General features: G+C 58.1%; 10 protein-coding genes and 1 pseudogene. 10 read left to right on the forward strand and 1 reads right to left on the reverse strand.

What is annotated here, in order from left to right:
* Window positions 1-458 precede the first annotated feature (458 nt).
* The 8 genes and pseudogenes from A9K68_RS12520 to A9K68_RS12555 all read left to right on the forward strand — a co-directional run.
* Window positions 459-907: pseudogene (locus A9K68_RS12520) on the forward strand (IS110 family transposase); the annotation flags it as partial.
* Window positions 908-1,547: 640 nt separating this feature from the next.
* Window positions 1,548-2,303, forward strand: a complete 756-nt coding sequence (locus tag A9K68_RS12525) for a thermonuclease family protein (protein WP_245430155.1) — start codon at window positions 1,548-1,550, stop codon at window positions 2,301-2,303.
* 64 nt (window positions 2,304-2,367) lie between these two features.
* A complete protein-coding gene (locus A9K68_RS12530) occupies window positions 2,368-3,807 on the forward strand; it encodes a hypothetical protein (RefSeq protein WP_246811355.1) in 1,440 nt (479 codons plus the stop codon).
* Entirely contained in the window at window positions 3,800-4,636 is an 837-nt protein-coding gene (locus tag A9K68_RS12535) for a hypothetical protein (protein WP_065010830.1), read from the forward strand. Before A9K68_RS12530 ends, A9K68_RS12535 begins: the two co-directional genes overlap by 8 nt.
* Window positions 4,633-5,973: a hypothetical protein gene (locus A9K68_RS12540; protein WP_141246623.1), complete on the forward strand. Its 1,341-nt coding sequence runs from the start codon at window positions 4,633-4,635 to the stop codon at window positions 5,971-5,973. The genes A9K68_RS12535 and A9K68_RS12540 overlap by 4 nt, the downstream gene beginning before the upstream one ends.
* Complete coding sequence (locus tag A9K68_RS12545; RefSeq protein ID WP_065010832.1) at window positions 5,970-7,103, forward strand: OmpA family protein; 1,134 nt, start codon at window positions 5,970-5,972, stop codon at window positions 7,101-7,103. The genes A9K68_RS12540 and A9K68_RS12545 overlap by 4 nt, the downstream gene beginning before the upstream one ends.
* 459 nt (window positions 7,104-7,562) lie before the next feature.
* The gene (locus A9K68_RS12550; RefSeq protein WP_065010833.1) at window positions 7,563-7,853 is read left to right on the forward strand and encodes a hypothetical protein; all 291 of its coding nucleotides are present in this window, start codon (window positions 7,563-7,565) and stop codon (window positions 7,851-7,853) included.
* Between the two features lie 74 nt (window positions 7,854-7,927).
* Entirely contained in the window at window positions 7,928-8,800 is an 873-nt protein-coding gene (locus A9K68_RS12555) for a hypothetical protein (RefSeq protein WP_065010834.1), read from the forward strand.
* A 23-nt stretch (window positions 8,801-8,823) separates the two neighbouring features.
* Here the strand turns inward: A9K68_RS12555 and A9K68_RS12560 are convergent, their stop codons facing one another.
* Window positions 8,824-9,258 (reverse strand): hypothetical protein, encoded by a 435-nt coding sequence (locus A9K68_RS12560; protein WP_065010835.1) that lies wholly within the window; start codon window positions 9,256-9,258, stop codon window positions 8,824-8,826.
* Between the two features lie 610 nt (window positions 9,259-9,868).
* Between A9K68_RS12560 and A9K68_RS12565 the strand changes: the two genes are divergently transcribed.
* The gene (locus tag A9K68_RS12565; protein WP_163603015.1) at window positions 9,869-13,339 is read left to right on the forward strand and encodes an AAA domain-containing protein; all 3,471 of its coding nucleotides are present in this window, start codon (window positions 9,869-9,871) and stop codon (window positions 13,337-13,339) included.
* A gap of 419 nt (window positions 13,340-13,758) precedes the next feature.
* Complete coding sequence (locus tag A9K68_RS12570; protein WP_065010837.1) at window positions 13,759-14,904, forward strand: PIN domain-containing protein; 1,146 nt, start codon at window positions 13,759-13,761, stop codon at window positions 14,902-14,904.
* Window positions 14,905-15,123 lie beyond the last annotated feature (219 nt).

The raw sequence follows: 15,123 nt of genomic DNA on the forward strand, positions 1-15,123 counted from the left end.
CTTCCGATCTTCCTCCTTATGCCGTCGGTCACCGATCGAGAATAGTCTTTCCGAAATACGCGCATCACCTCGCAACCAAGAAGCGCGTTGTGAGCGTGCGCCGCAACCGAAAGCCTCAACCAGGCTGAAACCGATACTAAAGCTTGCCGCCCAACACTGGTCCGACAGTGTGGTGGCTCAGACTGTAATCGTGACCGCTGCGCTTCGCGCTTGGCCGCCTCGTTCCTTTCCCGCAAGGATTGTCGAGCACTCATCTCTCGGGCAGCCAGGTCGCGGTAAAGGTCTCAACTGGTGAACCATTCAGGCCGAGCGACGTGGCTTTGCCTAAGCAACAGTCGTGAGAGGAATGGCCGCTATTTGATCTGCTCATCCGCGAAGCTGCCGGTCCGCCCTTGATGCTGTGGACGGCTCTCCTCCGCCTCGCGCTACAATCGCGGGGCCAGAGCTGGAGGAGAGCTATGATGGGTAACGTTACGACGATTGGTCTGGATGTTGCGAAGTCAGTGTTTCAAGTCCACGGCGTGGGTGCGGCGGGCAAGGTTATCGTTCGCAGGAAGCTGACCCGTGGGCGCGTGCTGGCATTCTTCGAGAGCTTGCCGCGATGCCTGGTCGGTGTCGAGGCCTGCAGTTCCTCGCTTATTGGGCGAGAGAACTTACTGGACGTGGCCATGATGTGCGGCTCCTGCCAGCACAGTATGTGAAGCTATATCTGAAGCGGCAGAAGAACGACGCTGCAGATGCAGAGGCGATCTGCGAGGCCGTGACCGGGCCGACCCTGCGCTTCGTGCCGGTGAAGTCGCCCGAGCAGCAGAGTGGGATGATGCTTCATCGGGCTCGGTTGATGCTCAACCGCCAGCGCACACAGATATCGAACGCGTTGCGGGCTCATCTGTCGGAGTTCGGGGTCGTGGCGCCGATCGGGCGGAATGGGATTGAGCAACTGCTCGTGGTCATCAACGACGAGAACGACGCTAGGATAGGCGATGACTTCCATCGCGGTGCGATCAGCGCCAGTTCAGGGCGGACGTCATTCGGCCGGAATGTTGCGGTCCGCAACCGCATCCTCGGCCTCCTCCCGGAGCGGAGACTGGTGTGAGGCGATTCGCGCCGGCCGCTGGTGCCAGAAGACCGGTTCCGACCCTTTTGCGGAGCTCGCTACCGTAGCTTCTTGTCCTTGGAACTTATCCACACTACCCCCCGGCGCTCGAGGTAAATGCTTTGGATCTCGAACACCTGCGCGTTGTAGGGAGCGATTATGAGGGCGGTCTCCAAGTCGAGAGGTTTTCGTTTCCCTTGTCATCCACCCACGTTGAACCGCCCTGGAGCATTGCATTAACGAGGTCGGCAACCGCAACGGCTTCCTCCGGGGAGCAGTTCTGGTTCCCGCAGGCGTGTCGCGTTGGAGCAGTCCATGCATGCCGATATGATGACCTTCCCTGAAATGCTCTTCAGTACCTGTACTAGTGAAGTCCAACAGCATAATTGCATTGTAGAACCATCGATGCTCGTCTAAGAGGAACGGTGGTCAAGTCCTGCGGGGGGCTTTAATGGAATTCGCCGAATCAGTTTCGGCTCGCTATCGAATTGCATGTTGTTTTCTGGCTGTGCTGTTAGCGGCAGCAGCGTGCGCTCTCAACGCATTCGCTGACACCTTGGCGCATAACAGTGCAATGATTGCCGGCCGCGCATCCGTCGTCGACGGAGACACAATCGAGATCCACGGTGAACGCATCCGCTTCAACGGCGTCGACGCTCCGGAATCTTCACAGCTGTGCCTGAACGGCAAAGGTCAGAAATACCGCTGCGGATCCATCTCGGCGAAGGCGCTCGATGCCTTCCTCAGCAAATCCTCACCTACGACATGCGAGTTCGTCGAGCGTGACCGTTACGGCCGCTTCGTGGGCAACTGCTACCGCGCGGACGGTTCCAGCGTTCAGGAATGGCTTGTGGCAAACGGCCTTGCTCTGGACTGGGTACGCTACAGCGGCGGAGCCTATGCCCAGCTGCAGCTAAATGCCCGCGAACAGAATTTCGGCTTGTGGTCCGGCACGTTCGAGAACCCTTGGGACTGGCGTGCCAACAAGCGCGCCCCGGCGGTTTCCGCACCCCTCGCGGAATTGCCCACCCAAGGCGGCGGAGGCTGCAAGATCAAGGGAAACGTCAATGCCAAGGGAGAACGCATCTTCCATGTTCCCGGGCAAGCGCATTATGAGCGGACCAGGATTTCGGAAAACGAGGGCGAACGGTGGTTCTGCAGAGTAGGCGAAGCCGTCGATGCAGGCTGGCGTCCAGCCGCCCGATAGCAGCATAGCCGTTGACGCGGCGACAATTAGAAAACCCAAAACATAGTCTCGCGGGGGTGAGCGTTTGGCAATACGATTTGAGAGCCTGAACAAGCTCAGGGACAAAGTCCTTGAGGCAAACCATGATTTCAGATCAGGGACGCAAGTATTCCCCAGCCTCAACGTCGACAAGATGGCAAAGGGCCTCGACCTTGTAAATGAAGGCAAAAGACGCGGCGCGCTGAACCAGCCCCCGAAAACAGCAAAACCTTACGACGACGTCGAGTACACCGTCATCGAGAGGGTGGAGGAGGTAAAGAAAACCTCCCAGCAGGCAGTCGAATCCGACCTCCAACTGTTCGCGGGCCGTCTTGCCAGCCTCGACTTCGAGGACCAGTTCGGCCTGATCAACCTGGCGAACTCGTCCAGCGTCTCGGACTTCAAGGCCGAGGTGGCTGTCGGCGTCGACGAGCTTCACGGCCTGAGAAAAGCTCTCAAGGATGCCGAACGCGAGCACACCTGGTTCAAGGACAAGCACGACCTGATCCGCGCCGCACGCATTCCCGAAGGGGGCGCACACCTGCTCAGGGTGTCGTTGCTGGTGTTCCTGTTCCTTGTCGAAACCGGGATGAACGGCAGCTTTCTGGCCAAGGGAAACGAGCAGGGCTTTTTCGGCGGCATCATCGAGGCGGCGGCATTCTCCTTCGTAAACATCGGCATTGCCCTGCTGGCATCGATCTATTGCGCCCGGCTCGTCACCCACAAATCCTTTCCCGTCAAAGCCATCGGAGCCGCGGCAATTGCCGGCTACGTGGTCCTTGCCCTCGCCATCAACCTGGCATTGGCGCACTACAGGGAAGTCACAGGATCGCTCGCGGACGGGGCGGGAAACCTCGTGGTCAGCAACATGTGGGCCAACCCGGCCGGGTTAACCGACATCAAATCATGGCTGCTCTTCATGATCGGAATGCTTTTCTCGATCATCGCGTTCATCGACGGGTGGTTCGTGCTCGACCCGTATGTCGGGTACGCGGGCGTCGAAAAGAGGCGCAACTCGGCGAGGGAAAACTACAAGGACGGGAAGGGCGAACTCATCGAGCGGCTTCAGGACGTCCGCGACGAGCACAATGACAAGGTCAAGGAGATCATCAAGGGCCTCGGACTGCTGCAGCGGGAACACCGCGCAATCGTCGAACACAGGGGTAAGCTCCTCTCCCTTTTCGCAGAGCACCAGAACCATCTCGAACGCGCGTGCAACCAGCTTCTTTCCAAGTACCGCGAAGCCAACGTCCAGGCGAGGGTAACGCTGCCTCCCAAATATTTCTCGAACCCATACCACCTCGAAAAGGTGAAGCCGAAGGTCACGGGCGACGGCGAATGGGGCGACAAGGAATTGTCTGTCTCCATCAGGGATGCGCAGGCGCGGCTCAACGAACAGGTCCGCCTGATCGGACAGGAATGCGAACAGGGCATCGCCGCGTACCAGGAACTTGACAAGCTTCATCCGGACAAGATCGATGGCTAGGCGTTACGGCAGGAAAAAGAAGAAAACCAACATCGGCACGATACTGGGGGCAAGTGCCCTGGGCTTGCTTTCCCTTGGGATGGTGGCCGGCTTCGTGTGGATGTGGTCACGGACGGACGACACAGTACTCGTGAAGGGCACCAACTGCCCCGCAACAGGCGCGACCAGCGCAACGGTCGTCATCTTCGACGCGACCGATCCGATTTCTCCCACGACTTTGAGCGATCTGAAGAACCAGTTCAGAGGCATCGTCGGCAGCGTAGAGAAGGGTGGCTACCTGAGGGTGGTCAGCCTGACCGGAAAACCGGGCGAAATCCCGCTCATGTTTGACGGCTGCAATCCTGGTGACGGTTCGTCCGTCGACAACTGGACCGGTAACCCAGAAATGGCACGGAAAAAATGGGAGAAGGCTTTCGACGAGCCTCTGGCCAACCTGCCCGATGAGATCGCGAACGGGACCGAGGCCGCACAGTCGCCGATCATGGCGGCGATCCAGAAGGTGAAGCTGACGATCTTTGACGGCGAGATCGGAGAAGGGCGGCCGAACAGGCTGTTCGTCGCCTCCGACATGATTGAACACACGCATCTCTATTCGCAATACAAGGCAGGGCCCGACTACGAAAAATATCTTGGGAGTCTTGCCGCGAAGGAATACCGGACACCCCTTGGCGGGGTCGACGTGTCGCTCCTCTATGTCGAGCGGCCCAACAGGAAATTCGAGTCCCTTGCCCACGTCGAGTTCTGGAAACAATGGGTCGAGGGGCAGGACGGCAATTTCGTAAATGCGATCAGGCTGGCGGGCCTCAACCTGGCGGGGGCCGAACAATGAGGACGAAGAAACATCAAGGTCTCTTGTCCCATCCCTACTTTCCGATGTGGGTTTTTGCCGTCTTCACGATCGGCGGATGCTTCTTCATCGCGGTCTCGAAATGGTTCCGGGTCGACCCCATCCTGTCCATGTCCGTCCCGATCCTCTTGATGCTGTCCTACCTGGCACTGTCCACGATTACGGGGAAGCTGCGGCTGCATGACGAGCAGACGGGCGACAACCTTTATTACATGGGGTTTCTTTACACCCTCTCGAGCCTTGGCATGGCGCTCTACCAGTTCGGCTCCGACGCCTCCACCGACGCGGTCGTCAAGAATTTCGGCATCGCCATTACCTCAACTATTGCGGGCATCGCACTTCGCATTCTCTACAATCAGATGAGACGCGACCCCGCCGACATCGAACGGTCCGCACGCCACGAACTGGCGGATATGACAAGGCGGGTCCGGGCGGAGATGGAAAACGTCACCAGGGAGTTCTCCGACTTCCGTCGGGTAAGCAACCAGATGCTGGAGGAAGGCTTCGACGAGATCGCAAAGCAGGCCGAGCGCAACGGAGAGCATATCAGGACGATCCTCGACAAGCTCGCCATGGAAGCCATCAAGCCGATTCAGGAAGCCGCAGGAAAGCTGGGCGGCGCAATGCAGAGCAATTTCGACCAGATCGAGGGCCAGTTCACCGCCATCGCCAAGAGGGTGGAAACCGGGGGAGACCTGCTTGAGAAGGCGAATTCCTCGATGTCTACCTCGGTTGCCAGGCTGGGGACGCAAGCGGATGTCGTAGCGGCCAAGCTCGAACGCGTCGTCGTGCCCGAAGAGGTCCTGAAAAACGACCTCGCTCCCATGGTGAAGGCGTTGGGGAATGCCGTCGCCCAGTACGCCGTCAAGACCGAGACTGCCTCCGTCGAGCAACAGTCGCGGATGGCGGAAATCGGCAACATCTTGCAGGGGGTGGCAAACACCACGGCAAAGGCACTCCATGTAGTGGGAGAGCATTCGGAAAGGGCGGCAGCTGCCGCGGAAAAAACTGCCGAAGCAGTTAACAGCCAGCAGCAGCTGATTGAAGTGCTCGCAAGGGTGGTTCAGAAACAAAGCCAGGACACGAACGAGCTGGTCGCCAAACTTCTGGCGGGCATGCAGCCCAAGACTTACGAGACACGGCCCGCTACTCAGACCGCAGCAGCATTTGCCTCAACCACACCCGGTCCAAGTATCGTGCCTGGTGTCGCCTTGCCCAGGCCCGCTCCCGAACCGGTCGCGGTTTTCCAACCGCTGGATGGCGTGTTGCCGCCCGCTCCCGCAGAGGCCTCGCGCATCAAGGGGTGGTTTAGCCGATGAGCACGCCGGGCGACACGTCCGTCAATCACGAACGCAAAGGTTACGGCCGCGGCCTGATCCTTGGCCTCACCATGGCCGAGACGATGCTGCTGCTGGTCTTCTGCCTCCTGCTTGCGGCAGGGGCGATCATCGCAAAAAAGGAAAAGGAGGCCGCGGCGGCCGAGAGCTGGGCCATTGAGGCGACGAAGAAAGCCGGGATTGCCGAAGCCCAGGCCGACAAGGCCAAGAAGGAAAACGAAGCACTTCTCTCACAGGTTTCCAAGATGATGGAATCGGCGACTGGCCGTAGGATACCGGACGAGCAATGGCGCGAACTGGTCAAGGCGAAACAAGATGTCGAAAGGATCGAGGAAACGGGCCTGACAGTCGAAGAAGCCATCAAGCACGCCCCCGTGACCAAGGTCATCAAGGAACACGCGGTGGACGAGAGAACCGCAAGGGAGCTTGCCCCCGCCGTCAAAAAGCTGGCCGAGCAGGGGATAACGGCCGAACAGACTGAGAAAATGGCGTCTTCCATGGCGGTGCTGCGCGACAGGGGCTTCACTGAGAAGGCCGATCCTGCGGCCGATCTCGCTGCTGCCCTGGACAAGGCCGCCGAAGAAGGGAATTCAACGCCGCACAAATGGCCGCCCATCATCAGCATGAGTGAGCTGGAGGGCTACAACTTCAAGGTCGGCAGCGCGGAGTTGTCGGACACGTTCAAGATCAAGCTACGCCAAAAGGCCTCGGAGATCGCAGGGAGGGCGAAGGAATACGGCGTCGACATCATCGAGGTGATCGGACATACCGACGAGCAGGCCATGTCGGGATACGCATCGAACTTGGACAGGGGATTAAAACCCGTTCTGGACGGCCAGAAACCCATCGGCTCCCTGCATCCCGCCGACAACGCAGGCCTCGGCCTCGCACGCGCCATTTCGGTCGCCGAACTGCTCGGAGGCATGCCCGAACTCAAGGGCCTGACCATCCTGCCAATGTCGGGCGGCCAGCTGATCCTGCCCGGAGACCAGCTTACGGACGGTGCGCAGTCAGGAGACGTGAAGGCCAGGCGGCGGATCGAAATCCGGGTCCGCAAAAGATCGGAGCAACAAACGACAAAAGCCGTCGTTCAGCAGACTCGCGACGGATAGCGTTGAATACGCTCTCGGCTCCCGACAACTTACCTCGTTTCTTTTGGCTGGGATTTCGCGGTCAGAATTCTGGCCGCGGCCGTTACCGGCGAAAGGAGCCGAAATCCCTTCCCTCGGCGAAGGCTCCAAATGAAGCTACCTGCTCGTTCCGATTGACGAGAACGATGCCAACATTCCACCCTAGACCGTAGTTTAGCATCAGAGGGCGGTATGCCGAGTCCGCGTGCCGGCGGGCCGGCGCGGGCGCCATGTGGAAAATTTTTGCCGGGAAAAAAACGGCTGAGAGAGGTGATCCGACGGTCGGATCATCCTTTCAGATGGTAGAGAAATGGCCCGAGGGCCGAAGTGGGACGGTGTTCATAGGGGACACGCCGGAACTGCGCAAAGACCAGTGACAAGAGATCAGCATTCAGGATTATATTCCTCCCCGTTGCGGCGAGCCCTTCAACGGAGATCGCCATGCCCCAAAAGACCCTCGCCGACACCCTGGCCGCCCGCGAAACCATCTATGTCAATTGCGGACACCCGATGTGCTGCAAATCGACGAAGCTCGACATCCAGGGGCTGATTGACAGGCTCGGCTGTGACCACGGCTCGATGCATGACGACCTGGTCGGGCTCTTTGCTTGCTCAAATTGCAAGGCTGCCGGCCGTGACCGACGGCAGGTGTTTTTCACATGCATTCCTGACTACGAAGGCCAGCAGCGGGCTCGCAATCGCGACTGGAAGCCAACTTTCGGTTCGCGCTAGAGGGCGAAATCCTTGCGTCCAAAGGCTACATGCATCAGTAAGCATCTTTAGTAGCTCTTGATTGGTTTGAGAGAATGCGCATCAACGACGCGATTCGCAAGGCAGTGGTTTTCCTTGGCATTGTGGACGACAAAGAATCGTTTGTTCCATATGGGACTGGCTTTGTCGCGCTCTGGCCGACTCAAATTCCTGGTGGCTACCACATCTATCTTGTGACCGCGCACCACGTCCTAAAGGATATTAAGAGTTCTAAGCGTGATCTGATAGTTCGGATCGATGGCAGAGACGGCAACACTGCGCTTGGCAGGATTGCAGCGGTCGATGAATGGATACTGCACGCAACAAATCCCCTATGTGACATCGCAGTAATTCCGTTCGTTGCGTCTCCTGAGACATTTGATTTCAAGGGCGTAGATCTAACCAAAAACGCCGTGTCGGCAGAGTTTATCGAAGAGTACGATATGGGGCTGGGAGACGCGGTCTTTACTGCTGGGCTATTGACCCGACACTTCGGTATTTCAAGGAACATTTCGATCGTCCGCAACGGCAACATCGCGGCTATGCCCGACGAGCCCGTTGATTTGGGTGATCTAGGCCAACAGGAAGTATACTTGATCGAAAGTCGCTCCATTGGCGGATTGAGTGGCTCGCCCGTCTTTCTTAGCGCCGGACCGAGAGTGAGAAAAGGCATGTTTGTTATCGACTCACAAGACGACATAGAGCGGCTTCTGGGTGTGAACATTGGCTTATTTCAAGTTCAACCTTCGAGCGACAGAGCGCGAACGGACGAGGCCGATCGGCGCGATCATTTCCTTGAGTTGATGAGTTCTGGCATAGCCGTAGTCGTCCCGGTCGAGCGCGTGATAGAGATCATAAGGGATACACCAAAGCTCATTGAGCATCGCAAAAAGCAGTTGCAGGCTTCGCCTCCGCAAGGGCGCGCTTGACGATTTGGACGTACGCCAGCGTCCTATCTAACAGCGCACGTTGGGAACTGACCTGCCGCCCGATCCGCAAGAGCTTTCGTTACCTCGGATTTGGAGGCGCATGCCCTGGCAAGCTTCACGCCGAATCCTTTGCCCTCCAGGCAGCGAACAATGTAGCGGTCTCGCAGTTCGGAATTCACATCATAGGTCGTGCTCGAAGCGGGGATGTTTATGGCTCCGACTCGGTTGCAGGTCGTCATAGTGCCATACGTGTTGCATTGGATCGTGCCGGGATTGTTGTAGCCGGGGTTAACGTCGGTCGCCAGCGACTGCGGGATCTCTCTGAACGAGTTGATTTTGCATTGATCGGTCGCGGTCTGGGTTGAGTTGAGATCAACCCCAGGCTTGAAGACCACATAAGCCGGTGTGGACTGACATCCAGCAACAGCCAGTACCACGAAAGCATAGCGCTTATGCATGTTTGTTCCCCCGCCGGCACTGAACGCTAAAAGGGTCGTCTCCGCAAGGGCTTGCCGCCGTTAGCCTCCGCTGTCTATGCCGCCGCGCCCCTGAGCCTCACGCCAGCGCGGACGCAATCTGACAGGCGGCGGGCATGGATCTGACCGGCAGCTTTGCGCCCACTCTCGGACATTTAAAACCGCCGGTGCTTTCCTAGTAGCTGACGGTCCGCCCCTTGCTTAGCGACGGCTAATCCGTTTGCTACGGACCACGGACGCGAGCATTTATCCCCGAGACTATCCGAGATCCTCCGGTTGCGCGCCTCCACCATGACCGATTGCAGACGCCGGGGCCGACGGAAGGCTCCATGGAAAAAGTGTTGGACAACGCGGAGCGCCTGGAGTGGGCTCAAACCTTCGGGTGCGGCCAGTACCGGTTGCTGAATTTACTCAGAGCTCAACGCTAGCTTAGCGATCCTCAACTCCGACACGGATTGTCTGGCGTCGCCCTCATCGTGCCAAAAGGCGAAGCGCAATCACTCGGAAGGTTCTGAAACATTGTAGGTCAGAATGCATGCGAAGTCCTCCACGATCTGGTCGCGAGAAGGCCGTGCAGACGCTCGGAAAGTGCATGTACAGCTTGACCGTATCTGGATACACGATCGGGTGTCGGGGACCGATCAATTTCAATCATCACTCGCTACCAAGGGCCACATTTGTGAATAGAAGCGTCGATGCCGTACTGCGTTATTGGCGCACTTCTTTGGCTGACGGAGCCCTGGGAGAGGGCAAGTTCCGCCAACGGGATCGCCAACGGTTTATCGAACTCTCTCCGGAGACCCTCAGGAATGGCCTGCTGCCTCGGGAGTCGGTCAATCGACTATTCAAGGGGGAAGCAAAAGCTAAGACTGTTGGGGTCCGCTTTTGGCCGCTAGTAGTGGCAAGGCGCGTGTCACATGGTGCGGTGAGCATCGACGGCCTTCCCGAATTGGTCGCGCCTGTGGTTACCGAGGCACTGCTTGACCGCGAGGGCAAGATCTCGCCGCGACGCAACGCGATTGCGCGTGACGTGCTGACGCCGCTACCTTCTGACGAGTTCACTATCGGTGCTGTAGATGCCTTAGATAGCTTCCTGACTGCGGAGCCGCTGCAAGCGGGCGATACTTCGGATTGGGCGGCCTATTTGGCGCATTGTCGCAAAATGGTGGACGCCGTGGCCAAGGGCTGGCCAGAAGGAGATCAATATTACCGCGCAGCCGGTTTTGGCTTGCTGGAGCTAGCCGAGGACGCTTCGGCGACAGTGCGTAATATCTTGCACCTATACGACAAAATCCTAGCCGATCGTCCGGGCGCGCCGCTCCTCGCCAAGATTGTCTCACCAGCGAAGGCTTCGCTCGCTGACCGCAAGATAGAGAAAGCACTTGCCCGTCGTCTGGGTCATTCCAATCCCCATTTCCCATTGGCTGAGCAGCAGCGACAGGTTCTCGCCTGGCTGGACGCTGCAGTGCCAGGCGATGTAGTCGCCGTCAACGGTCCGCCGGGGACGGGTAAGACGACCCTCCTTCTTTCGGCGGTGGCCGGACTTTGGGTTCGTGCAGCATTGAATGGCGGTGATCCACCTGTGATAGTGGCTACGTCGTCCAACAATCAAGCAGTCACGAACATCATCGACGCTTTTGGTAAGGATTTCGCCTCTGGCGACGGGCCGATCGCGGGGCGTTGGCTGCCCGAAGTCGGCAGCTTTGGTATATTCTTGCCTGCAAATTCTCGACGGCAGGAGGCGGCAGAGAAATATCAAACCGAGGACTTCCAAACTCGGATTGAAACCATCGATGGCTTTCAGGCAGGGAAAGATGCGTGGCTAGTTTCTGCCAGAGCGGCTTTCCCTGACGTTCAGGGAGAGGTCGCCGACTATGTCGCTGCCATTCAGCGAGCTATTGCCCATCAGGTGGCAAAACTTGAGGAGGCTGACCGCAGCCTCGAACATCAATCTTTGGCGATGGACAAAGCGCAGCTACTTGGAGCCGACCCGGCGGTAGCAGAAGCGCGTGCACAGGCAAGTGTCAGCGACTGGGTCCTTGTGGTCGAAAGCATGCAACGCCACCGCGCTGCGTTCGCCCGCCAACAAGCCCAGGAATCCAGCCTCCTGGCGCTGTTCAGCTTTCTCCCGGGCATTGAACGAAAGCGAGTTCTCAGGGCGCGCTTGACGCTGGGAGGTCTTTCCGGGTTTGAGGGGCTGAGGCGTGTCTCTGAGATTGACCAACTCCTAGGTCAGACGCTCCGAAAGGCCGAGGGCGAACATGCCTCGGCAAATAAAGCTTTGACTCGCATCAGGAAGGTGCTGGCGGAGATCAGCGCCGCCCAATCCGCTCGAAAACAGGCGTTGATATCGCTCCACGGAGGGGATGGGCTGGAGGAGGGCTTGGAGGATCGTATTGACGTCAACCAACGTTTCGAGCTTTTCCGACTTGCCACCCATTATTGGGAAGGCCGCTGGTTGATAGCGATGGAAGCCGACTTGGCAGCGATCGTCGGCTCTGCCGCGAAAAGAGGCCGATCCGCTTTGGTCCTTCGCTGGCATCGGCGCATGATGCTGACCCCTTGCGCAGTTTCAACTTTCGCCAGCCTCCCTCCGAAGCTTTCTTACAGCCGCCGAGACGGAAGCGAATGGTCCAATGAGTTCCTTTACGATTTTATCGACCTACTTATCATCGATGAGGCGGGCCAGGCCTTGCCCGAGGTCGCGGGCGCTGCCTTCGCTTTGGCCAAGCGCGCCCTGGTCATCGGCGATTTGAGGCAGATAGAGCCGATCTCCGCCATACCTCGCCCCGTCGACGTTGGGAATCTACGCGAGGCTGGTTTGCTCCGTTCGGATGCAGACATCCAAAGCATCAGTGCCACGGGCCTTTGCAGCACATCAGGCAGCGCTATGGGGCTCGCCCAACAAGCCTGTCGCATTTCGCCTTGGCCAGACCTAGGTCCGGGCCTTTGGCTGTTTGAACACCGCCGTTGCTATGATGAGATCATTGAGTACAGCAATGCCCTTTGCTACCAGGGCAAGCTTCGCCCCCGTCGCGGGCCCGTGCCAAGCGATGCGCTCTTGCCTGCCATGGGATACGTTCACGTCAACGGAAAGGCGGTTCGTGCGAGCAGTAGCCGCTCAAACCCCACCGAAGCTCACACCATCGCGAATTGGATCTCTCAAAACCGTCTCTCTTTGGAGGCGCGGTACAATCGCCCAATAGAGGAAATCGTCGGCATTGTTACACCATTTGGAGCTCAGGTCCGCGAGTTACAGCGGGCTTGCTCCGCACAAAAGATCCTAGTCTCGGGGCGCTTGGGTATAACAATCGGCACCGTCCACGCACTTCAAGGTGCCGAGCGCCTGGTGGTAATTTTTTCTCCTGTCTATTCCAAACATGCCGATGGTGGTTTCATCGACGCTTCTCCCAGCATGCTGAACGTAACCGTGTCACGCGCCAAAGACAGTTTTCTAGTATTCGGAGACATGGATGTGCTGGCGAGCGCGGTACCTGGTTCGCCTCGTGCATTCTTGTCGGCCTTCCTTGATAAACCTGGTCGAGAGCTCAATTTCGATCCGGTGCCGCGCGCCGATCTACACGGGAGCCAAAGACAGTTGCAAAGTCTGCGTGACGCTGCACAACATGACGCGTTCCTGTTGGATGTGTTGTCTGCCGACGCGCGCCGCTATCTGATCGTAAGCCCTTGGATCAAGCTGCGAACGATGGAGCGTACAGGCATTTTGAAGGCCTTGGAGTTAGCCGCCGCCCGGGGTGCCAAGATCGACATCTACGCCGACCCCTTGTTGAACGCCGACCTGACGCCTGGTGGCGCCAAGCAGATAGACGAAGCTGACGGGGCGCTGAGACAGATTGGCGTCACGCTGCACCGTCTTGAGAAGCTTCACAGCAAGATTGTCGCCGTCGAGGATGACCTTCTCTGCGTAGGGTCATTCAACTGGCTAAGTGCCGATCGAGAAGGCCAATATGCACGTCATGAAACCAGTTACATCTATCAAGGCGACGATGTAGAGGCCGAAGTCCGCGTGACGAGGGATGACTTGAAACGGCGCACTAAATAACCGGTGGGTGTCTATCGGATAACCCTTGAGTCAAACGAGCCACACGCAGCAATGCGCCGTCATTTCGGTCGTTCAGACGAGCTTTGCCTTCGCCTGGAAACGGATTTTGACGCCGGACACTCGGAACGGTCACTTCGCGCCCCACAGTCGGTCATAGAGGAAGTCGTTGCCTCTGTTTGAAAGTAGACAAGACATCGTCTGGGCAACGAGGTCTCGTTGCCTTCCGCGCCATAGGAGTCGTTGGCATCCACCGTTGCGCTCGATGCGCTGATTTCTTGACCGCGAATGGCGCATGGCATTGGCATCTTCATCTTTCCGTGGATGATGCCAAGGCGGGAATCGAGGCTCCAGACCATGAGCGGCGCAGTGATGGTGCGATAGGCGGATTCCCTCGTAGAGGAAAGAAAGCAGAACTCTAGATGCCAACAATGTCTCGCGAGGAATTGATTGTTGCGATCGGTGAGGGTCGGATTGCGGCAGTAACGATTGACACAACCGTCTTCGACAGCAAACAAAAAGATTTCAGGCGCACGGATTTCCGGTCGATCGCGCAGATCAAGACCAGGAAAACACCGATCCTGATAACCGACGTGATTGCGAGCGAGATGATGTCTCACCTCGAGGTCGAGGCGGCGGACACGCAGCGGGCTCTGAAGACCGCACTGCGTAACCACAATCTCAAATGGCATCGCCAAAGCGCCGGCGGTGAACAAGCGACCCTGTTTCTGGACAAGGATCCGGCGGAATTCGCAAAGTCCGAGTTCGATGATTTCGTCGCGACCGTGGGGGCGGAGGTGATCAAGGTCGCCGATACGCCGGACGGGCTGACGGAACTGTTCCGCCGGTATTTCGCAGTCGAGACGCCCTTCGCGAAGAACCAACCCCGCAAAAAGGAATTTCCCGACGCAGCCGCACTACTGTGCCTGGAGGCCTATGCAAAGCAGCGGAAGAAGCTGGTCATGTGCATCGCCCAGGACAATGCCTGGAAGGATTTCTGCGAGAAATCAGATCATCTGGTCGCGGTGTTTCCACTCAATGAAGCGCTCGGGACTTACAGTGAAGCCTACAAAGATGCGGATCTCGCCGACAAGATCGTCGAGCTCTGGAAGGCGGGAGAGCAAGAGGACTTCGAGCATGAGGTTCGCAGTGCCATCATCGACCGGCTCAGCTATGTCGATTACGAGGTCGAGGCCGACTGCGCTGTCGAGTATGAGGCCGAACCGATGGATGCCCAGCTCGTCGAGATCCTGATGGACACGCTCACGGATCCGATCGTCCTGGCCGCGGACGAGGAGAAGGTGACCTTCTCGATCGAGGTCGATATCAAAGCCAAGTTCGAGGCCAGTTTTAGCTTCAGCATCTGGGACAGCGTCGACCGGGAGCATGTCGGAATGGGCTGCGCATGGGCGGATAGGACCAGAGAGGTGACGATGTATTTAACGGTCGTCGCCGATCGCGACGTCGACGATGGCATCGAGTTTCACGAGGTTTCCGTCGCTCATCGGTCGTTCACGGTCGATTTCGGCTATGTTGACGCGTTCCCGCAGGAAGAGCCTGACGAATAGCGACGTCAGGGGATATGGCGGTTGTCAAGACGCTGCTCGACGATCCAGTCGCAGGGTGGATCGAGAGGACGGCATTCCAATTGGCGTTTGCCATTGTAATTAATTAGCCGGTTAGTGCTGTCAGGCATAGTTCTCCTCCGCCAACAGTCTTTTGCTTGGCGGGCACAACGCAGGCGCAAATCAAACGACGAGGCCGTGCAATGGCGGATCTTCGCGGCT

The organism is Mesorhizobium sp. AA22, assembly GCF_001672375.2.
GTDB lineage: Bacteria > Pseudomonadota > Alphaproteobacteria > Rhizobiales > Rhizobiaceae > Mesorhizobium > Mesorhizobium wenxiniae.